16 protein-coding genes and 1 pseudogene are annotated in these 20498 nt (G+C 58.6%); 8 read left to right on the forward strand and 9 right to left on the reverse strand.

Translation table 11 applies throughout. The annotated features are described in order from the left end of the window. Nucleotide 1: 1 nt before the first annotated feature. The gene (locus tag F8N49_RS01285) at nt 2-1582 is read right to left on the reverse strand and encodes a RimK family protein (RefSeq protein WP_151550650.1); all 1581 of its coding nucleotides are present in this window, start codon (nt 1580-1582) and stop codon (nt 2-4) included. A gap of 94 nt (nt 1583-1676) precedes the next feature. Here F8N49_RS01285 and F8N49_RS01290 point away from each other — a divergent pair, with 94 nt between their 5' ends. After that, nucleotides 1677-2771, forward strand: a complete 1095-nt coding sequence (locus F8N49_RS01290; protein WP_122746484.1) for a GNAT family N-acetyltransferase/peptidase C39 family protein — start codon at nt 1677-1679, stop codon at nt 2769-2771. Between the two features lie 10 nt (nt 2772-2781). Here the strand turns inward: F8N49_RS01290 and F8N49_RS01295 are convergent, their stop codons facing one another. Then, nucleotides 2782-4353 (reverse strand): sensor domain-containing diguanylate cyclase, encoded by a 1572-nt coding sequence (locus tag F8N49_RS01295; protein ID WP_151550657.1) that lies wholly within the window; start codon nt 4351-4353, stop codon nt 2782-2784. 160 nt (nt 4354-4513) lie between these two features. Between F8N49_RS01295 and F8N49_RS01300 the strand changes: the two genes are divergently transcribed. Next, the gene (locus tag F8N49_RS01300; RefSeq protein WP_071171959.1) at nt 4514-4945 is read left to right on the forward strand and encodes a DNA methylase; all 432 of its coding nucleotides are present in this window, start codon (nt 4514-4516) and stop codon (nt 4943-4945) included. Between the two features lie 22 nt (nt 4946-4967). Here the strand turns inward: F8N49_RS01300 and F8N49_RS27825 are convergent, their stop codons facing one another. From F8N49_RS27825 to F8N49_RS01315, 4 genes are all read right to left on the reverse strand, one after another. Then, entirely contained in the window at nt 4968-5108 is a 141-nt protein-coding gene (locus F8N49_RS27825) for a hypothetical protein (protein WP_156089134.1), read from the reverse strand. 12 nt (nt 5109-5120) lie between these two features. Beyond that, nucleotides 5121-5423 carry a hypothetical protein gene (locus tag F8N49_RS01305; protein ID WP_151550651.1) on the reverse strand — a complete coding sequence of 101 codons (303 nt, stop codon included), beginning with the start codon at nt 5421-5423 and terminating at the stop codon, nt 5121-5123. A 52-nt stretch (nt 5424-5475) separates the two neighbouring features. Further along, nucleotides 5476-6357: a manganese catalase family protein gene (locus tag F8N49_RS01310; protein WP_122750710.1), complete on the reverse strand. Its 882-nt coding sequence runs from the start codon at nt 6355-6357 to the stop codon at nt 5476-5478. 279 nt (nt 6358-6636) lie between these two features. After that, a complete protein-coding gene (locus F8N49_RS01315; protein WP_151550652.1) occupies nt 6637-8175 on the reverse strand; it encodes a class I SAM-dependent methyltransferase in 1539 nt (512 codons plus the stop codon). Nucleotides 8176-8513: 338 nt separating this feature from the next. Here F8N49_RS01315 and F8N49_RS01320 point away from each other — a divergent pair, with 338 nt between their 5' ends. Next, entirely contained in the window at nt 8514-10433 is a 1920-nt protein-coding gene (locus F8N49_RS01320) for a tyrosine-protein phosphatase (protein ID WP_151550653.1), read from the forward strand. 36 nt (nt 10434-10469) lie between these two features. Here F8N49_RS01320 and F8N49_RS01325 read toward each other — a convergent pair whose 3' ends face one another. The 3 genes and pseudogenes from F8N49_RS01325 to F8N49_RS01335 all read right to left on the reverse strand — a co-directional run. Next, nucleotides 10470-11597 carry a mechanosensitive ion channel family protein gene (locus F8N49_RS01325; RefSeq protein ID WP_016774365.1) on the reverse strand — a complete coding sequence of 376 codons (1128 nt, stop codon included), beginning with the start codon at nt 11595-11597 and terminating at the stop codon, nt 10470-10472. A 166-nt stretch (nt 11598-11763) separates the two neighbouring features. After that, nucleotides 11764-12747 (reverse strand): AraC family transcriptional regulator, encoded by a 984-nt coding sequence (locus tag F8N49_RS01330; protein ID WP_151550654.1) that lies wholly within the window; start codon nt 12745-12747, stop codon nt 11764-11766. 148 nt (nt 12748-12895) lie between these two features. Continuing rightward, nucleotides 12896-13312 (reverse strand): annotated as a pseudogene (locus F8N49_RS01335) (GNAT family acetyltransferase); the annotation flags it as partial. Nucleotides 13313-13460: 148 nt separating this feature from the next. Between F8N49_RS01335 and F8N49_RS01340 the strand changes: the two are divergent. From F8N49_RS01340 to F8N49_RS01360, 5 genes are all read left to right on the forward strand, one after another. Then, nucleotides 13461-14237 (forward strand): methyltransferase domain-containing protein, encoded by a 777-nt coding sequence (locus F8N49_RS01340; RefSeq protein ID WP_241149611.1) that lies wholly within the window; start codon nt 13461-13463, stop codon nt 14235-14237. A gap of 326 nt (nt 14238-14563) precedes the next feature. Beyond that, entirely contained in the window at nt 14564-18082 is a 3519-nt protein-coding gene (locus F8N49_RS01345) for an AAA domain-containing protein (protein ID WP_151550655.1), read from the forward strand. Between the two features lie 190 nt (nt 18083-18272). Beyond that, a complete protein-coding gene (locus tag F8N49_RS01350) occupies nt 18273-18566 on the forward strand; it encodes a hypothetical protein (protein WP_071171967.1) in 294 nt (97 codons plus the stop codon). A gap of 168 nt (nt 18567-18734) precedes the next feature. Further along, nucleotides 18735-19838 carry a tetratricopeptide repeat protein gene (locus F8N49_RS01355; RefSeq protein ID WP_071171968.1) on the forward strand — a complete coding sequence of 368 codons (1104 nt, stop codon included), beginning with the start codon at nt 18735-18737 and terminating at the stop codon, nt 19836-19838. A 113-nt stretch (nt 19839-19951) separates the two neighbouring features. Next, nucleotides 19952-20407 (forward strand): hypothetical protein, encoded by a 456-nt coding sequence (locus F8N49_RS01360; RefSeq protein WP_071171969.1) that lies wholly within the window; start codon nt 19952-19954, stop codon nt 20405-20407. The last annotated feature ends 91 nt before the right edge of the window (nt 20408-20498 follow it).

A 20498-nucleotide genomic window follows, 5' to 3' on the forward strand; every position in this document is an offset into this window, starting at 1 on the left:
CTCACCACGCTTGGCCACGGTGTTTGAGCTCGAGCCTTTGCGTGAACGCTTGCAGCACGCGCCGATAAAGTTCGTCGCCCAGCACCGCGTCTTCGATACCCGCATCGAGGTTGGGGTTGTCGTTCACTTCGATGACCAAAACCCGATCGCCCGCCTGCTTGAGGTCGACGCCGTAGAGGCCGTCGCCGATCAGCCGAGCCGTCTGGACGGCGAGTTGCACGACTGCGGGCGGGGCTTGCTCGACGGGCACCGCCTCGCACATCCCGTTGATCTCGCCGGGCAGCGCCTTGTGGTTGTAAATCTGCCAATGCCCCTTGGACATGAAGTATCTACAGGCATACAGCGCCTCGCCATTGAGCACGCCGACGCGCCAGTCGTACTCGGTGTAGCAGTACTCCTGCGCGAGCAGCAGCACCGAGTGTTCGAATAACTCCTGCGCGGCAGTGGCCAGAGCTTGCGCATCGGTGACCTTGATCACCCCCCGTGAAAAACAGCCATCGGGGATTTTCAATACCAAGGGAAAACCGAGGCGACGCCCTGCGTTTTCGAGTTCCTGCGGACGATCCTTGTAGAGGATTTCCGTTGCCGGCATGCCCAGCCCGCGACGCTTGAGCAGGTCGGCCAGATAGACCTTGTTGGTGCAGCGCAGGATCGACGACGGATCGTCAATCACCACAAGGCCTTCGCTTTCGGCCTTCTTGGCAAACCGATAGGTGTGATCATCCACTCGCGTGGTCTCGCGAATGAACAGCGCGTCGAATTCAGCAAGACGCGCGTAGTCTTTTTTCTCGATCAACTCGACATCGATACCCAGCTGTTCGCCCGCAGCGATGAAACGCTGCAATGCCTCGGGGTTAGAAGGCGGCAGGGCTTCGTCAGGATCGTGCAGGATGGCCAGGTCGTAGCGGGCCACGCGTATTGAAGCGGGCTGGCGCCACGTTCTGCGATTGAACGCGTCCAGTGCGTCAGCGAAGACATGCTGCTGTTCGTCGCGAAGCTTGTGCAGCGCTCCGGCTTTGATGCCTGCGATTTGCCAGCTCTCACCACGGCGGAATTCCACCAGCAGGATAGGGCAGGGGAACGCCTCGAACAGTTGACGGCCGATCTCTTGCAGCGGCTCGATCGAGGCCTTGCCGAAGTACAGCGACAGCGTGAAGGCCTCGGTTTCGCCGTACGGGTGGTTGGCCAGCGCCCGCTCCAGGGTGCGTTGCAGATCATTCAGCCCGACCCCGTAAAGCGCTTTGCGCGCCAGCTCGCTGACGGTGCGCACCGAGGGAAAAACCTTATGTCCGCGCGCTTCGGCGAGCAATGAGCAGTAATAGCCCTGACCGAGGTATTTGTAATTGCGGCAGAGGTTGATGACCTGGGTGCGATGAGGAAAATCATCGCTGTGTTCAAGGTAATCCTGCGCCAGCATCAGGCTCTCGCTGGGCAAGTAATCAGCCCAGTCATCCTTGCGTTCGACCAGGATGAGCAATCGACTTCCCGAGGGTTTGAGACTGGGAGGTTCCTCGCTGAGGGAGATTGTCGAATGCTCGGTTTTGTCTAATACTTCGTTCACGTTGGCTTGCACCGCTGACATGAGTAATGAATCCCTGTTGAAGAAGACGCCGCTTCAATAAATCACGGGCCTTTCGGTCTGTCCCGGTTCGTTACTCAAACTTTACGGTGCGGTCATGTCTTTTGATTTTCGCTTTGCATCCACGGACGATATCGACGATCTGGTCGAATTGGAGCGGGTGTGTTTTACCCTCGACCGGTTGAATCAGCGCAACTTCAGCTGGATGCTCAGTCGAGCCAATGCCGCGTTGATTGTCGTGACCTCGGGCGCAATCCTCTGCGGTTATGCACTGGTGCTTTTTCACCGAGGCACCTCACTCGGACGCCTGTATTCGATTGCGGTCAGCCCAGGGTGGCGCGGACATGAGCTTGGCCAGCGTCTGCTGGATCAGGCCCAGGCCTGCGCATTGGCGCGCAACTGCGCATGGCTGCGGTTGGAGGTGCGCGCTGACAACAGCGCTGCCATTCGCCTCTACGAAGCCAACGGCTATCAGCGCTTTGCCAGCGTCGAGGACTACTACGAGGACCACTGCGAGGCGTTGCGTTACGAGAAACGCATCCTGCGCGAAACACCAGCGCCCGCGCGCCAAGTGCCGTATTACCAGCAGACCACCGAGTTCACCTGCGGCGCTGCGTGCCTGCTGATGGCCATGTCTGCCATCGATCCGACCCGTGCCATGACCCGAGCGGAGGAAATCCAGCTGTGGCGCGAGGCAACCACCATTTTCATGACGGCGGGGCACGGTGGCTGCAGTCCTCAGGGCCTGGCATTGGCGGCCTGGCGGCGCGGTTTCGATGTGCGCCTTGAGGTCAGTCACGCGGGCTCGCTTTTTCTTCACGGCGTACGCAGCACGGAGAAGAAGTCGATCATGAAACTGGTCGAGGATGGGTTTGCCGAAGACCTGGCGGCCACGCAAGTTGAGCAGGTGCTGGGTGAATATCTGCAGATCGGCGCTGCGTTGGCGGCAGGATACAAACCGCTGGTGCTGATCAGCAGCTACCGATTCACCCGCTTGAAAGCGCCGCATTGGGTCATCATCACCGGGTGTGACGAGGACTTCGTCTACCTGCACGATCCTGATGTCGACCACAGCAAACTCAAGCGCGGCCTGGACTGCCAGCACTTGCCGGTCAGTCACCAGGAATTTCTGCGCATGACGGTGTTTGGCGTCCAGCGGGTTCGCGCTGCCGTGATGCTGCGCTCCCGTTGAGGAACGGTGGCTAGGCGCCGAGCACTTCCTCGCCGATACAGTAGCGATCCCTGCCTTTCTGCTTCGCGGCATAAAGCAGTTTGTCAGCCGACTCGATAAGAGTGGCGGGGCTCACTTCTTGTTCGGCCGGTTTGCCAACCGCAATACCTGCACTGGCGGTGACGTGACCCAGCGGATGGGCTTTGTGCTCCATCCGCAAGGATCGAATGGCCTCAAGAATTTCCTCAGCCACAAGCGCCGCCCCACGAATATCGGTGTTGGGCAGCAGCACGGAAAACTCCTCGCCGCCATAGCGCACGGCGAGATCACCCGGCCGTTTTATTGCTTGCGCAATCGCCTGGCCGACAGCGCTCAGGCAATCGTCACCTGCCGCGTGCCCGTAGCTGTCGTTGTAGAGTTTGAAGTGATCGACATCGATCATGATCAGTGAGATCGATGAACCCTGGCGTCTGGCCAGGCGAATTTCGTCAACCAAGGCAGTGTCCAGTCGCCGACGGTTGGCCAGTCCGGTCAGGCTGTCGGTCAAAGCCATGTCCTTCATGGCCTGATGTGCACGGCGCAAGTCCTTTTCCATCACCATCCGCTGGCGCAGTTGCCTCAAGACGATCAATCCGAAGACCGTGAACGCGGTAATCACCGACATCAACACGAAACCGGTTTTGATCAGGTCCCAGCGCCACGGCGCGATGATTGATTCGCGGGAAAGGCCGGTTTCGACCACCAGCGGATAGGTGCTCAAAGCTCTGTAACCATACAGACGCTGGGTGCCGTCGACGACCGCTCGGACCTCGGCGATCCCTTGACTGGAAAAGGGCAGGTAGTTCTTGAACACCTCACTGTCGGCGAGGCTCTGACCGATGACCGAAGCGATGAAGGGACGCCGCACGAGGATGGTGCCGTTGCGCAACGCCAGCACCAGTGCACCCTTGTCGTCGATCTTGAAATCGCCGTAATAGTCGACGAAATAACTGACCTTGATGGTGCCAAGCAGCACGCCGGCGAAGGAGCCGTCCGGGTTATTCAAGCGGCGGGAAATCGGGATGATCAGGTCGTCGGTGGATTTGCTCTTGACGACATCACCGATGCGCACGTTTCGATCAGTGTTGGCGCGGTGATATTGGAAGTAGTCGCGATCGGCATTGTTCGCCGGGTCGGGGATCATTTCCTTGTCGGTGACGATCCATTTGCCGTCCGGGCCGTAGATAAACAGTCCATGCAACTGCGGCATCAATTTGGCCTGCTGCACCAGCAAGTTGTGGATGCGCGGTACGTCTATGTTTTGCAGGCCATCACCTTCGACGCGCTCGCCCAGGGCGGCGGTCAGCACATCGACCTGGCGGATGGCGTCTTCGGCGTGTTGCGCAGTTGCCCGCGCGAGGTTGGTGACCGAATCACGCGCCGATGAGAAGGCTGCATGATAGTCACGCCAGGTTCGCCAGCCCTCCACGCCGAGAAACGCCAGAATGACCGTCAGCATGAAGATGACTGTCAGGCGAAAAGCGGCGATCTCGCTGGCAACTTTGATGGGAGCGGTTTGTGCGGCGTCATGCCCCTTGGTTTTGGGCATCTTACGACCGAGCATTTGAGGGTCCTTATGCTTGTCATCTCTCATCTCTTGAAAGATGACCATCCTTTTCCACCTGGAATTCAATTTACTGCCTTGGCCAGGCGGTTGCGATTGGATCGTTCCAAGCCGTGCCGGGTCAACATCTGTAATTGACGCGCGCCTTGAGGTGAGACTTGTGAGCGAAATCATCACCGCCGGTGACTTGAACATCGACCTGCGCAATGCCAACGAAACTGGCCTGTTCAAATGGTTGCTGGCGAGTTTTCTGATGGGCAAAAGAATTCAGGGGGCCATTGCCGCCAAGGCGTATCAAGTCATAGTAGAGCAGCATCACCAAGACACCCCGCAAAAGCTCGCGCAGTGTACGCACCGTCAACTGGTGTCAATGCTGGGGCAGGCGCGTTACGTTCGTTACGACGAAAGCACGGCGTCGCGACTGCTCGCGCTGGCCAACAAGCTCAACAGCGAGTACGCCGGTAAGGTCACCAATATCGTGGCGGCGAGCGCGGATCGTAAGGCGCTGGAGAAGCGCCTGTCCGAGTTCGAGGGGATAGGGCCGAAGACCGTTGAGATCTTCATGAGGGAAGCGGCTGCGGTGCTGTTTTGAACGCCCGATAGCAAACCAAGGTTCACATCGCAAAGAAGGTTCCCGCCAGCTCGCTCATCAGGATCAGCGTTCCGCCGGCGAATATCGCACAGCCCAGCAGAAACTGGAGTCCCGGGGCGACACTCAGGCTTGAGGGGAAACTCAGGTTTTTATCAGTTCTCATGTCGCGCTCCTGCTACCGATGAAAACTTTCCGCCCCGTCGATTGAACGATTGCGCTGCGCCAATACACGCTTGGCGACCACCGGCATCGTGGGCAAGTCGTCGTCGACGGCTGGATGTGCGTCCGCTGGCGGAACGGCAGTCTCCTCAGCGAAATTATTCGGCAGAAGGGTGCCCAGGCCAAAAACATTCACCGCCATGCTGACTTTCAATCCCCGACAGGCCTGTTTGCAGTCCAGCTCAAAACCGGCGTATGCGTGCTCCATCAAACGTTGAAAATGTTCAGAGGTCAGTGCCGAGACTTTGCTGTTTTTCATGTTGATCACCTTGAGCGAGTGGCGACCCCGATCCGGGGCCGCCGGACGGGGTTCAGACATCTTTGCCTTGCACGTAACCGGAGCCCAGATCAGCACCGGTCACCGGTTCGCTGAGTGGGTCAGACGCCGTGCGGATCTTCATCGCCTCCAGCACCTGTTGGTCTTCAGCCGGCAGGGTGACGGTCGCCAGACCATCGCCGCCGTCCACCGCAGGTTCTGGGTTTTCCACGTACTCCCACGCGCCGCCCTCGTTCCACGGACCACGAACGTTGGGCTCGCCAGACATGTTGAAGTACTTGTTGGTGAACTCTGGCATGCCCGGCAGTTTGCCCTGCGGGAAGTTCGGCTGGATCGAATGCAGGGCTTTTTCGAAGGACTGTTGATGGGCGATTTCCCGCGTCATCAAAAAGCCCAGCGCCTCTTTGACGCCCGGATCATCGGTGATGTTGATCAAGCGTTCGTAGAGAATTTTCGCACGCGCTTCGGCTGCGATGTTGGAGCGGAAGTCGGCGGTCGGCTCGGTGATCGAGTCAACGTAGGCCGCCGTCCACGGTACGCCAGCGGAATTGACCAGAGGCGCGCCTGCGCCATAGAGCAGGCTGGTGATGTGCGAGTCATTGCCGGCGCCATTCAGCGCGCGGTACAGCTCGCCTTCCTCTTGAACGCCCTCTGCCAGTTGGCCCTTGGCGCCTTTGTTGAGCATGACGATGATCGAGCCGACCACCTCCAGGTGACTCAATTCCTCGGTGGCAATGTCCAGCAGAAGGTCTTTGCGCCCCGGATCTTCTTCAGCCAAGGCTTGGGTGAAATAGCGCGCTGCCGCAGCCAGTTCGCCATTGGCGCCCCCGAATTGTTCCAACAGCAGATTGGCCAGACCCGGGTTGGGCTCGGCCACGCGAACGGTGTACTGAAGTCGCTTGTTATGTATGAACATTCAAATTTTCCTCAGACCAGGCTATCGCGCCTTGCCCTTGTGGGCGTTGGCGCATGCATAGTTTGTGAGGAGGGCGCGCAGCAGAAATTTCGTTTTTTGCCGAGTGGCAGGACGGGCGGCAGAGCGCGGAAAGTTCCGCAAACAGGACGGTTGGCTTAGGCACGTTCCTGACCAATGTGGGAGCGAGCCTGCTCGCGAATGCGGTACGTCAGTCACCGATTTGGCGGCTGATCCAGTGCTTTCGCGAGCAGGCTCGCTCCCACCTTGGTTCGTTTGCAATCAAGCGATTTTAAGCGCCGTCAGCACAGGCAGCGTTTGCTCGGCAAACACCTGCGCCTGTGCGGTCAGTGCGGCGATATTGGCTTCGGCAGTGAGCAGCGGCTGGCCATTGTCGACCAGCACTTCACCTTGTTCGCTGATCACCCCCCACGCCAGTTGCGCCCATTCGGCCGGCTGCTGTTTGCCTTGCTTGATCGAGATCAGGAACAACTGCTGGAAGCGGCTGACCGTCACGCCACCACCGGTGACCGGGCTGGCCAGGGTCTGGATGTTGGCGCCGTACAGCGAGCGTTTGCACAGTTGCAGATTGAGCGCGGCGCAGCGACCGCTGACCTGCGCCTCGGCGGCCTCGCTCTGGCACGGAGCGACCGCGCCCATACCGATCAGCACGGCCAGGGCTTGTTCGAGGTCGTCGTAAGCCATCGCAGTCTCGGACAGCAATTGGCGCATCGATTTTGCCGCATAGTTCTGCGCCGCCAAGGCATCGAGCACCGGGCCGTAGATTTCCGCTTGCAGGGTCGCTTCGCCGGCAGGACCGGTGACCGAACCCGCGACAGTTTCCCAGGGTTGCAGCAACGCGAAACGGCTGTGCAGCATTCTCGCCCGGCGTTCGGCAGCGGACAGGCGCGTCGCGCCACGCACGTAGAGGTCGCGGCGGAAGTGCTGGTTGACGAAGTAGTCCCGCGCTTGCTCGCGCATGATCGGGTGTTCGATGGTTTCCAGAAAGTCCATGCCTTCGGCGCTCAGGTTGAGCGGGTCGATTGAGTCCAGCGGCACTGCCGTGGTGGCGTAGTCGAGTTTGGCCGGGGCCAACGCGTCGACCATGTCGGCGAAGTACATGCAGTTCCAGTCACGGTTGAAATATTCGTGGGCGACGTAGTGACGATCCTGGCCCTTGATGCTCTGCAGCCGCGCGCCGAGGCTCGGTGCCGCAGCGGCATACTTCGGATTGGCCGCGAGCAACGCTTCGGAAAACTCCAGTGCGGCGTCAATACGCTCATCGGAGCGCGCCGAGGCGTTGGCGAAACGGTCATGCAGGCTGAACAGATTGCGCAGCGGCGCCGACGGCGACCAGCCGGGGAAGCAGTTGTAGCTGACGTAAAGCATGCCGCCCGGTTTCAGGTGACGGCGGGCGAATTCGACGATCAGTTTCTGATTGTCGCGGCTGACCCAGGTCCAGATGCCATGCAGGCTGATGCTGTCGAACTGTGGCAGGTCATTGCGCGCTAGCAGCTGTTCGAAACTGTCGTCATACAGACGCGCGCCATTGTTGGCGGCAGTCGCGAGGTCGATGGCATGGGCGGCCATACCCGGGTGAAAGTCCGTACCGACAAACGAACCCGGATTGGCGGTGGCGTGGATGTTGATCGACACGCCCTGACCGAAGCCCAGTTCGCAGTGCACGCCGTCGCTGCTTTCCAGCGTGGCAAAACCGCGCAACAACAGGCAGTAACGCAGGAACACCGGATTGATCTCCCGGCTATAGCTGTAGGTGTAGCCTTCGTCGGTGAAATAACCTTCGTTCCAGGCGTTGCTCATGGGGGCGGTCTCTTGTTCTTGAAAGTGATGGCAGTCTTATAAGGGGTTGTCGCTGCGCGCGACAAATTGAAAAAACGGATACTTCCCTAAACCCTGTGGGAGCGAGCCTGCTCGCGAAAGCTTTTTTTCAGTTTGAATATAATCGGCTGACACGCCGCTTTCATGAGCAGGCTCGCTGCCACAGGGATCTTCAACACATTCAAGCAGGATTGATGGACCGATCACGCACCCCACGGCCCATTCGCGCAGGCATTTTGTCGCCAGCCGAAACTGTCATATTCCTTCCCACTCGCCTGCCCATAGTAACCAGCCCAACGCTGATTTCATGAGGCTGCACTGTGTTCCAACGTCTTCTGTGTTCGCTGTCCGTTCTGAGCCTGTCCATCGCCGTTGCCCACGCGGCCGAGCCTGTCAGCCTCTACACGCCGCGCTTGAGCGGTATCGACAACTTTCGCGACATCGCCGGCATCACCACCGCGTACTCCACCGCCCACGACGGCGTGATGCGCAGCGGCGTGTTCTACCGCTCCAACGCATTGACGCCGTCGGCGGCGGATCTGGCGACGCTCAATGGTCTCGGCATCAAAGCCATTTACGACTTGCGCACGCCCAGCGAAATTGCCGCCACGCCTGACACGATGATCAGCGGCGCGGCCTATCGCAATATCGACATCATCGGTAGCACCACCTCGGGTGCGGACATCACCAATATCTCGTTCCACAGCGCCGCCGAGGCCGTGGCGATGATGGAGGACACCAACCGCGCTTTCGTCAGCGATGCCGGCATGCGCGGGCAGTTCGGCCAGTTGTTCAATGAGCTGGCCAGTGTCGACGCCGCGCAGCTGTTCCACTGCACCGCCGGCAAGGACCGTACCGGCTGGACCGCCGCCGTGTTGCAGAGCATCGCCGGCGTTGATGAGGCGACGATCATGGCCAATTATCTGGCGACCAACGACTACACCGCCGCCCGCGTCGCCGCTACCTTGAAAGCCTTGCCGCCGAGCATGGCCGCTGTCTACGAGCCGCTGCTCGGCGTGCAGGCCAGTTACTTGCAGGCCGGTCTCGACCAGGTCGCCGCCGAGTACGGCAGCATGGACAACTACCTCAAGCAGGGCCTCGGTCTGTCCCAGGAAACCATTTACGTGCTGCGCGGCAAACTGGTCGAGTACAACAGCTTGCCGGGGCAGGCCGGGCTGGTCGGTAACGCCGCCGCTGGTGCCGAATTGCTGCGGCAGTTGCAGAACTCCGAGCTGTCCGGCACCTACAGCGCCTACAACTACTACCTGCAATCGGCGATCGACGCCGGCAGTCTGGGCGGTGTCGAATCTCAAGTCGGCGGTCAGGTTCACGCCGATGCGGCCAGCTACCTGCTGCGGCAGAACGCGATGATCGAACAAGCCGCCGCACCGTTCGCCAGTGGCAGCGATTTGAAGGTTGGCCAATACCGCCTCTGGAGCACCGCGCTTGCCGGCTACCTCGGCACGGACGGCTCGGCCCATGCCGAGAGCAGCAACGAACACAGCCAGGGCCTGATGCTCGGCATCACCCAGCGCTTCAGCGAACAGCTCAGCGCACGCGGCGGCTTTGGCTACAGCAAGGGCAGCGTGGGCGGAGCGGGTGGCGAGGCCGATACTGACTTCACCTTCCTCAACCTCGGTGTGCGTTACGGCCTCACCAGCCTTGAGCGCGGCATGTTTGTCGATGCCAACGCCAGCGCCGGATATGTCGACTACGACAGCAAACGCGAGCTTGGCGGTGGCCTCGGCACAGCCAAAGGCGACAGCCATGGCAATCTCACCGGCGCGACCCTGGCGTTGGGTTATCGCGCACCGCTCAACGGCGTGACTCTCGAACCGAGCCTGGGCTTTCGCGTCAGTCATCTCGACTTGCAAGGTTTCAAAGAGAAGGGCAGTGAGCTGGCGCTCGACGTCGATGGCATCGAGCAGACCCGCCGCAGCGCGGTGTCCAATCTCGACGTGTCATTTGCCCCAGTGGCCATGGGTGCGTGGCAGTTGGTCCCGGGTGTTCGCGTGGGCTATGAACGTGCGCTCGGCGATCAGCAAGTCGACAGCGAAGGCCACCTGCTGGGCCTGGATATCGAGCAGCGCGCGGCGTTCGACAATCGCGACCAGTTCAGCGGCGGCGTTAGCTTGATGGCCAGCCTCGGCGCCCTGAGTGTAGGCGCTGAGGTCGGTGCCAACGGTGGCGGTGACAGCCATGGTTTCAATGGCGGGCTCAAGGCCAGTTACGCGTTTTGAACACAGCGAGCCCGGCAAATTGCCGGGCTCTTGCGCTCAAGCATGCTGCGCACGCGAAGGTTGCTGTGTGCGTGCCGGCTGCGCGCTGGGTTCGGGCAGGGAGGCGACATGCACGGTGCGCGCCGGGAAGGCGAACGTCGCGTCCAGCTCAGCCACCGCTTCCATGATTGCCAGGTTGATGCGTTGCTGCACGTCCATGTAGACGTTGTAGCTGGCGTCCAGAACGATGTACACCGTTTCGAATTCCAGCGCACTCTCACCAAAACTGCGGAAATGGCAACGGTCGAAGCGTGCCTGTTTTTCGTTCTTGATGATGCTTTCAACGCGTTGAGTGATCTGGCGGATCTGTTCGCTGGTGCACTCGTAAGTCAGACGAAACTCGAACACCACTCGACGCTCCTGCAAGCGTTTGTAGTTCTGAATGGTGCTGCCGATCATGTCGGCGTTGGCCATGACGATCTGCTCACCGCCGAGACTGCGGATGCGCGTGGTCTTCAGGCCGACGTGCTCGACCGTACCGGCCAGCGTGCCGACGACGATGAAATCGCCCACCTCAAACGGCTTGTCGACGGCAATCGACAGCGAGGCGAACACGTCGCCGAGAATGTTCTGCACCGCCAGCGCCACCGCGATACCGCCGACACCCAGGCTGGCGACGAATGCAGTGATGTTGACGCCAAGATTCGACAGCATCGCCAGCAGAATCACCGCCCACAGCAACACCTTGACGCCCCACAGGCTCAGGGTCGCCAGGGCGCTCGCCTGAAAAGTGCCGGTCGCGTTATGCCGCGAGAAATACCGATGCAACCCCAGCGCCAGCGCGCGGTTGGTCCACAGGCCGACCTGCAACGCCGCCACCACGAACCATAAACTGCTGACCCGCCCGAGCCAGCGCTCCGGCAAATCCAGCAAGCCGATGCCGACCAGAATCGACGCCAACAGCAGCAACGTGGTGCTGGTCGCCGCCAGCACTTCGCTGGCCATGTAGGTCAGGTGACCATTGCCGGCACTGGCCCGCGCCTGCACCTTGCGGAAAACGAAGCGGATCGCTGTGGTGGTCAGCAGATAACTGAGTGTCGCGGCGAGGAACGCCAGGACCCAGTTCGCCAGTGAAATTCCTAAAATCGTGTGAGCCGTGAAAAAGCCGATGAAATCCTCGGTCATGGAAACCCCCTTGCGAAGCCTGCACCGACGCGCGCAGAAACGCACCGTCGGTCGCAGCCAGGTAAACGCCGCTTGAATCGGCGGTGCCGTCAAACGACCTGTCTGGGGTTAGTCGCCCTGAGATTCCTGCTGTTCAATCAAATGCAGGTTTCGCCGGACCGAATGGTCAACGCCTGGCCTTCAACTCCGCTGGGCTTACGCCGTAAGCGCTTTGAAAATACTGACAAAAGCGCCCGACATTGCTGAAGCCGAAACGCAACGCCACCTCCGTCACAGAGCCTGCGTGCCCGCGCACCAACGCCTCATAGGCGCGCTGCAAACGCACCTGCCGCTGATAAGCGACGATCGACATCCCGACAAAACGTCGAAAGCCTTCCTGCAAGGCGCGCTGGCTGACATGGCTCAACCGCGCCAGATCCACGCCACTGACCAACTGCTGCGGATGCGCCTGAATAAACTCCATCGCCACCTTCACATGTCGCGGCGCCACACACGGCGCCGGCCCCCGTAAAGCCTCGGTGAAGTTGTGCGGCCACGCCTCCAGCACCGCATCGATCAACATCTCGCGCAACCGCGACGGCATCAACGTGCCGCTGTTGATCAAGGCATCGAACTCAGTGCCCGTGGCCAGATCGATCAACGCCTTGAGGCCCTGAAATGCCGGGGTATTCAGATCCACGCTTGGCTCAAACACGATCTTCTGCACGACCGGTTTCTCCAGCAGCGCCGACAACCGCTCGGTGAGTTGCTGACGATTGATCGAAATGCCGTGATGCGCGTGATCGTCAACAAAGCGCATCGAACGGATATCCGCCTTGTCGATTGCCAGACCGACGTGCGCCATGCCGATGGACTCGGTGACGTGATTGAAAACGATCTTGCCGGCGGTGGGGATGACGAAAGTGATTTCGTTCTGCGGATCGGGGAGGGTGACGCTGAAATCGCCGTGGTAATGCATACGCCGAAAACTCACCCCGTCGTGCCGCCCGTAGACCCCGCCGATGATGATGTTGGAAGGTGGCGGCGGAGTATCGGCGTAGCGGTTGCCGAAGAGCCTGGAGAACAGGGCGCCGAAGTCGGAAGAGGTGAGGTTGTCGGAGCGCAGGATGATCTTTTGGCGGAGTGGGGAGGTGGCGGTGATGGGCGGCATTTTGGAATGCGGGCTCTTGGGGCGACGGGAGGGATGAAGATTAGGAAATTGGCATGACTTTCTGGTGACAGGGCTTTGGAGCATCTTCCGCTTTCGGCCAAAAGCACACCTTCATCAATGGTCGCTTCCTACCCGAAACGGACGTTGATCAAACCTGCTCTCCCGGAATCTCGATATTTGACTCGATCTTTTTGCCCATACTGATTCGCGGCTCGATCAAGTAGCCCAGAGACTCGTAGAAGGTTTTGACATTTTCATTTGAGCTGAAGATTTGCAGGTTGATTTTCATACAGCCGCGCGCGGTCAGCGCGCCCTCTGCATGACGGACCAGATTCATCCCTATGCCTTTTCTGCGGTGCGAAGGGTGCACCGTCACCGAGTACAACCATCCGCGATGGCCGTCATATCCGGCGAGAACGGTGCCAACGACTTCTTGTCCTGACAGGGCCACATAGAAAAGGCCATCGGCTGCGGCCAGTTTTTTATCGATAGCCAGGCTGGGGGTGTTATGCGGGGTTTCGTAACCGAACACTGTTTCCCAGAGCTCCACGACGTAGCGGCGATGGTTTTCATTTTAGTTGTCGGCGATAGCATCCATGGTGTCGTCCTCGAATTGAAAGGGTCTGACGCTAGCTTCTTGGCGTAGATAATGTCCACTGTCTCTTTTTGACCAAAAGCGGTCATCCTATGCGGCAAGAGACAGCAGTCCATAAATGATTTTTTCGGAAAGCTCAGGGAATTTGATAATGCCGCTGAACCGACTCGACTTCACCACACGCTTGCTGATCGATGCGGGCGTTGGTGAAGGGATGCGAATCCTGGACGTAGGTTGCGGTTCGGGTGATGTTTCGTTTTTGCTGTGTGATCTCGTGGGAAGAGACGGGGAGATCATCGGCGTTGATCACGATGCCGCTGCCATGGCCGTTGCACGCCAGCGCACCGCAGGACATGCGCTGACCTTTCTCGAGGGAGACCTGCAGGAGTTGCCAGACTCTATCGGCACTTTTGACGCCATCGTCGGCAGGCGCGTCCTGATGTATCAACCGGATGCGGTGGCGACGATCCGAGCGCTGTCGAGATGTCTGCGTCCCGGTGGGATCATGATCTTCCAGGAACACGATACGACGATGGCGCCCGCCAGCGTCGAGCCTTTCCCTTTGCATGAAAAAGCGCAACGTTGGTTACAGCAAATGCTTGCTCACGAAGGAGCGGATTTGCACATCGGGTTCAACCTGCACGGCATTTTCACTCAGGCCGGCTTGACCGTTGAAAGCGTGCGCGCTGAGTGCCTGATACAAACGCCTGATGCGCCGTACAGCCTTGGCGCCATCGTTCGAGCATGCTTGCCACGAATCATTGCATTAGGAGTAGCCAATGCAGAAGAGGTGGACATTGAAACGTTGCAGGCGCGTCTGGATCAGGAGCGTTCAGCTTCTTCGGGTATCTACGTCGGTGATGTGATGTTTGGGAGTTGGGCTCGGAAAAATTGACGTTTTGAGAGGCGGATACGAAGGGGAGGCGCCATTCATCGATACTAACCTGACATCTAATTCGCGGTCATTACGGGCTGGTCTACCGCACTTGGGTCTAATTCATGAACTAACAGGCAGTCTCAAGATGCGATCCTCGATGGAATTGGACTTGTGTGGCGTGAGTATTCTGGTTGGTCCTCCACATTTACGCCGATGTCAGTTCTGGAGCATCGCGGTGCGCAGCATGTCCTGGTTGGCCATTCCTCACCCAACACGCTACCCTCGCCCTAATCACCCATCCATCGACCGTCACAGTGAGTCACGGTCCGCATTGAATCAGGACGATGAACGACAACTCCTTCAAACTCGCGAACTATTGGCGAAATTGCTTGGCCGACGCCGAAAATGGCAACGGCGCCTTGTCCACCAGCCAAGCCCGAAAGCTCACCGCTTTACCCATCGAGGCCTTATTCTCAGGGTGTGTGCCGGCAGAGCAGGTGAGTCTCTTATTCGCCAACGAAACCGCTGAATCAGCCTGTGTAGAGATCACCCTGCGGCCCTTGGTTTACAAGTCTCGCCTGGAGCACCGCAAAGCCCGAAACGGTCTTCCGGCGTTCATCACTCCAGTTGTATGTCGAGTGTTGGTCGCCCGCGATGGTCGTCTTTATCCGACATCGCAAACCCTGATGCCCCGCGATATTCTCGAACCGCTGGACCGCGATAATTTCGTCATCGGTGCCCAAGTCGACGTGGATGCGTTTTTGTCCACCGAAGATGTGCCGCTGTTCGCTCCATCCGCCGAGGGTGAAGAGCTGACCGCAGACCAGCACCGGGACAAGTGGAATGCCTATGTCCATTTCTGCATGGAAATGTTCCGCAAGGTCACCAGCGGTTGGGAGGGGGCAGAGGATGGCTTCGACCTGGTGAACTTCTGCTATTTGTTCAAGGAAGAGAAAGCTGACGGCTTCAGTCGCAATATCGTCGGCCTCTACGACCACTTGCGCGACAGCAAGCCCGACGCACCATTATTCGACCGCTTCGCTCAGCGCGATTCCAGCCCTGACGAAGTTTGCTTGCCCGCCAACAGCCAGTTTGCCGTGCGATTGGGCCATGCTGGAGACGAATATGCCCTGACGCCCGCCCAACGTGATGGCTTGGCTCATGTTCTCGTCGCGGATGTGGGGGATGTGCTGGCCGTCAACGGGCCGCCGGGTACCGGTAAAACCACCTTGCTGCTTTCGGTCGTCGCCTCGCTCTGGGCCAAGGCCGCATTGGCCGGTGGCGAGCCTCCGGTGATTGTGGCAAGTTCCACCAACAACCAAGCCGTGACCAACATCATCAAAGCGTTCGGCAAGGACTTCTCAGAGGGGAGCGGTCCTTTTGCGGGGCGCTGGCTGCCCGATATCAACAGCTTCGGCGCTTACTTTCCCAAGTCTTCGGCCGAGGCGGAAATGGCCCGCACCTACCAGACCAAAAGCTTTTTTACCGAGCTTGAGTCGCAGTCCTATCTGGACAAGGCGCAACAGGCCTACCTGGCCCGCGCCACCATCGCCTTCCCCCATGATCGGAGCCTGAGCGTCCAGGGCGCGGTCAAGCAGCTCCAGGTCGCGATCCGTTCGCGCCAGCAGCAACTCACCGATATCGAGTACGCCTGGGCCGAACTGGTCGGCGCCCGCGAAGCCATCCGGACACTGCTGGGCGATGATCCACATGCAGGCATTGCGCGTCTTGAGGCACAACGCCTCAACCACGCCGAAGAGCTTGCGAACGCGCAAGCACGTCTGAAGGTTTTCAAACACTACCTGGCCCATGAGCCGTGGATCTACACACTGTTCGGCTGGTTTGGCCCGGTCGCTGGCAAACGTCTGCGTTTGGCGAAATTACATTTCGATGAGGCTAGCACCGAGCTGCAAAACGCCGCCAGTATCAGCGAAATCGAGACCCGGTTGACGGCCTCCGTGGCTCAAGCCAGCAAGGCCCAGGAAGTCGTCGTGGCCCGATTGCAGCAGGCCCGGCAATTGCTGCAAGCGGAGCAACGTCACGTATTGAATTGGCAGGCCGTGATTGCTGTTCTGCCTACCCTTACCGACAGGCCTGCTGCCCAAGTGACTCTCAACGACTGCGACAGGTGGGCGGACACTTCCCTGCGTTTCGAAATCTTCCTGCTGACTACCCATTATTGGGAAGGTCGTTGGCTTATGGAAGTCGCCGAAAGCCTGCCAGAGATCCTCAAGAGCCGCGGCAAAAACGGCCGCAAGACCCTGGAGAAAAACTGGCGGCGGTGGATGAAGCTCACGCCCTGCGTTGTGGCCACCTTTTTCAGGCTGCCCAAGGAGCTGCACTGCAAGCGGCACGATGGTAACGGCTTCGTCGACGACTACGCGCTGAACTTCATTGATCTACTGATCGTCGACGAAGCTGGCCAAGTCCTTCCCGAAGTCGCCGCGCCGTCGTTCGCGCTCGCCAAGCAAGCGTTGGTAATCGGCGATACTCAGCAGATCGAACCGATCTGGTCGATTCCGGCCGCGGTCGATATCGGCAACCTGATGGGCGCCGGTCTGCTATCGCGCGACAAGGTCGATGATGACTATGCCGCCTTTTGCGATAGCGGCCGTAGCGCGGCCAACGGCAGCGTCATGGCTATCGCCCAGGCGACCAGTCGGTACCACTACGATCACGACCTCGCCCGAGGCATGTATCTGTATGAGCACCGTCGCTGCTACGACTCGATAATCGAATACTGCAATGCCCTTTGCTACAAGGGCAAGCTACAGCCGCGGCGCGGGCGAAAACTGGAAGATGGTTTGCCGGGGCTGGGCTACCTGCATATTGATGGAGTGTGCCAGAAGAGCAATGGCGGTAGCCGTCATAACCTCTTGGAAGCGCAGACGATCGCTGCGTGGATTCAAGCGAATGGAGCCGAGCTGACAAAGCGCTACAAGAAGGAACTGTGGGAAATTCTCGGCGTGATCACGCCGTTCGGCGCGCAGTCGCAGGCGATCGTCAAGGCCTGCACAGCACTGGGCATCAAGACCGGTAAAGGCGATGGCGAGATGACTGTCGGTACGGTTCATTCCTTTCAGGGCGCGGAGCGGCCGGTGGTGATTTTCTCTGCGGTCTATTCCAAACATGCCGATGGCGAATTTATCGATCGCAAGGACAGCATGCTGAACGTTGCCGTTTCTCGGGCCAAGGACAGTTTCCTGGTGTTTGGCGACATGGACCTGTTCAGCCAGGTGCCGATAAGCAAGCCGCGCGGGCTTTTAACCAAGTTTCTGTTTACAGATTCGACGAACGAGCTGATTTTCGAGTATCAACCCAGAGATGACTTACAAACAGCGCGTACAGGATTGAGCCACCTGCATGAAGTTGAAGAGCATGATCGGTTTCTGATGCAGACGCTTGAAGCGGCTCGCCAGCAGGTTCAGATCGTAACGCCTTGGGTCAGACTGCGATGGATGCTGGAAAGCGGCGCGATGGAAATCATGGGTAACGCCGTTCAGCGCGGCGTCCAAGTGGTGGTGTATACCGACCTTGGGTTCAACACTGGCATCAAGCGCGCCAAGCCGGAGGGCGATCCTGAGAAAGTCGTCGAATTCGAAGGCGCGATTGCAGCGCTGAGAATGCGGGATGTTCAGGTGTGCGTGGTTAACAAGGTGCACAGCAAGATAGTTATGGCCGATGAGGAGTTACTGTGTATCGGCTCGTTCAATTGGCTGAGTGCGCAGCGCTATGGCGACTATGTGCACCATGAAACTTCCATGGTCTATCGCGGCCCTGATGTAAGCGGCGAACTTGCAATCAACCGCGCTAGTTTAGCGCAACGGGTGACCTCCATTCCGAAGAGAGCAACGTCAGCTTAGCGCTCGACATAGGCGTCCGCTACTGGCCGAAATCTGCCATCCGTGAAGGGCAGCTTTCGGCCGGAAGCTGTCGCTCGCAAACCACTTCAGCCCCGACGTGCCCCGTTATAGAAGTTGACTCTTTTTCCTTTCGCGGAACAAAATCGCGGCGAATCTCTCATTCGATTATGCCGCAGCGGAATGTCTTTATATGTCGATTGATCTCGATGAACTACTGGAGCGTGTGAACGACGAGCAATCGTTCATCGCATTCATCGATGCTCTGGGTTCGGATTTTGCCAGTCAACCCTTGCTAGATAATGTGACGCCATTAAAGCGCGATGAGTTGGGCGTTTCGCAGTGGGAAAATGGTTCTGTTGATACTTTTCTCGAAGCAGCAGCTGCTTGGGCAACCGACAGTGCTCGGAATTCTCCGAGCATTTCAGAAACAAATATATGGCAGCGGTGTGCATCCATTCTGTTAGCTGGCAAATTCTATGAGTGAGCCTTGGCAGGCGAATCTGCGAATCTGCGAATCTGCGAACCTGCGGTAACCCACTGTGTGCACGAGCTCTTTTGTAGATTTGCCCTTCAGCGAGCATGAAACCTGGCGATAACCTGTCGGGCGACTTGGCCCCGAGCGTTGTCCTACCATTCATGAACGGATTCAAAATTGCGCAAGTTCTCGATTCCTCTATGCCTCAGCCTCTTGGCCTTTCTTCTTGTTACCTTGGTGATCGCACTATGGCGGAGCCCTTATAGCCTTCCTGTCTTGATCGCCTCAGCCTATGAGGAGGGGCTGATAGTCAGCCGCAACCCTGGCAAAGCCGCAGACTGGTACTTGAGCGCTGCAGAAAAAGGCGACCCGGTGGCGCAATACAAGATTGGCATCATTCAATACTACGGTCGAGGCGTCGAAGTTGATCGACCAAAAGGTATGCATTGGATAACTGAGTCGGCCGATCAGGGATACGCCGACGCACAATATTACATGGGGGTTGCAAGCATCGCGGGTGGAGAGGTGGCCAGTGATTTTGTCCAAGGTGCACAATGGTTCAGCAAGGCAGCAGAACAAGGTCATACCAAGGCTCAACGACAACTCGCTATCTTTTATCACAAAGGTTACGGCGTTGAGGCTAACGACCAACAGGCCTTCAAATGGGCTAGCAAGGCGGGTGCCCAAGGAGATGCCGAGGCTCTTACGCTATTAGGCACGCTCTATATTTCCGGTCAAGGAATTCCAGCCGACCCTCAACACGCCGTGACATTGTTCACCCAAGCGGCCAATGCTGGCGATAGCCTTGCATTTGAATTATTGGGAGCGGTCACTTTAGAAGGCACCGGTATCCCGAAAGACGTACCCACCGCATTGCGTTGGTATACCCGTGCCGCCGATCAGGGCCGGGTCAACGCCCAGTATGTCCTCGGCTATCTCTACAGCAGTGGCGGTGATGTACCCGTGAACTATCCACTTGCCAATCACTGGCTGTTGCAGGCGGCCATTCAAGGAAACGCTATGGCGCAGATTGCCCTCGCCGTTCATCTGGATAATGGGCAGGGCGTCCAGCGTAACAAGCTCAAGGCTTGCGGATTGTTGCGCGTGGCGCTCAAACAAGCGTTGCCGAATGATATTGCAGGCCCCATGCGCGAGCAGCTTGAGAAGGAAGAGAAAACACTTTCGCCGCAGCAACTGGCTGAGATATCGGCTCTGGAGAACCTCTATTCAAGCCCGCCGGGTCTCATGGGACTCAAAGGTGATCTGACAAGCGAACAGTAAGCTGCAGGGGTGGGCCTAGTATCGCGTTTTTCATTTATCATGCACGCCGCCCGGTCCGGCGGTTTCAGCCAGACGGCTGCATTGCGAATTTCAAATGGAAGGATTCCCGCGTCATGTCCAATACGTTGTTCCGCACACTGGCTTTGTCCAGCCTGTTCGTGCTCGCCAGCTGCACCACCGCAACGCCAACCGCACCGACACCTGTCACCTCCAAAGCCATTGAAGCTTTTATCGACATTTGTCTGAAAACCGCCCCGTCGTTCGCCGGCTCGGCTGAAGCGGCCAAGAGGAACGGCATTACCGAGCTTGTGGACATGGGCTTCACGCGCATCGGCTTCACCGCAGACAAAAATCTCTCCGTGCAACTCTCCGAAAAGGAATGCGTCGTCGCCACTGAGACTCAGTCGGATGACAGCCTGACCCGACAATTGCTGAGTGCCGCGCAGATTTACTCGCAAACGCCGGTCGCTGATCGTGTGCCGTCGAAGGTGCGTATTCAGGACAACAACTTCATTCTTCAGCATGACCGCAAGGGCGGTGAGACTTATGTGTTGTTGAGGAACAAGTAAGCGGCATGCTTGGTCGATGCCTGAAGAAGCCCGCTTTGCGGGCTTTTTCGTATGGGAGATTTGCTGAGTTGGGCAGCCCCGCGCGACGGCG

Source organism: Pseudomonas sp. GXM4, assembly GCF_008923895.1.
Lineage (GTDB): Bacteria > Pseudomonadota > Gammaproteobacteria > Pseudomonadales > Pseudomonadaceae > Aquipseudomonas > Aquipseudomonas atacamensis.

What these genes read in the sequence shown, in the direction of transcription:
- F8N49_RS01285 (WP_151550650.1), bottom strand. Translation starts at nt 1,582, where the DNA reads ATGTCAGCGGTGCAAGCCAACGTGAACGAAGTATTAGACAAAACCGAG.
- F8N49_RS01290 (WP_122746484.1), top strand. Translation starts at nt 1,677, where the DNA reads ATGTCTTTTGATTTTCGCTTTGCATCCACGGACGATATCGACGATCTG.
- F8N49_RS01295 (WP_151550657.1), bottom strand. Translation starts at nt 4,353, where the DNA reads ATGCTCGGTCGTAAGATGCCCAAAACCAAGGGGCATGACGCCGCACAA.
- F8N49_RS27825 (WP_156089134.1), bottom strand. Translation starts at nt 5,108, where the DNA reads ATGAGAACTGATAAAAACCTGAGTTTCCCCTCAAGCCTGAGTGTCGCC.
- F8N49_RS01305 (WP_151550651.1), bottom strand. Translation starts at nt 5,423, where the DNA reads ATGAAAAACAGCAAAGTCTCGGCACTGACCTCTGAACATTTTCAACGT.
- F8N49_RS01310 (WP_122750710.1), bottom strand. Translation starts at nt 6,357, where the DNA reads ATGTTCATACATAACAAGCGACTTCAGTACACCGTTCGCGTGGCCGAG.
- F8N49_RS01315 (WP_151550652.1), bottom strand. Translation starts at nt 8,175, where the DNA reads ATGAGCAACGCCTGGAACGAAGGTTATTTCACCGACGAAGGCTACACC.
- F8N49_RS01325 (WP_016774365.1), bottom strand. Translation starts at nt 11,597, where the DNA reads ATGACCGAGGATTTCATCGGCTTTTTCACGGCTCACACGATTTTAGGA.
- F8N49_RS01330 (WP_151550654.1), bottom strand. Translation starts at nt 12,747, where the DNA reads ATGCCGCCCATCACCGCCACCTCCCCACTCCGCCAAAAGATCATCCTG.
- F8N49_RS01340 (WP_241149611.1), top strand. Translation starts at nt 13,461, where the DNA reads ATGATTTTTTCGGAAAGCTCAGGGAATTTGATAATGCCGCTGAACCGA.
- F8N49_RS01345 (WP_151550655.1), top strand. Translation starts at nt 14,564, where the DNA reads ATGAACGACAACTCCTTCAAACTCGCGAACTATTGGCGAAATTGCTTG.
- F8N49_RS01350 (WP_071171967.1), top strand. Translation starts at nt 18,273, where the DNA reads ATGTCGATTGATCTCGATGAACTACTGGAGCGTGTGAACGACGAGCAA.
- F8N49_RS01360 (WP_071171969.1), top strand. Translation starts at nt 19,952, where the DNA reads ATGTCCAATACGTTGTTCCGCACACTGGCTTTGTCCAGCCTGTTCGTG.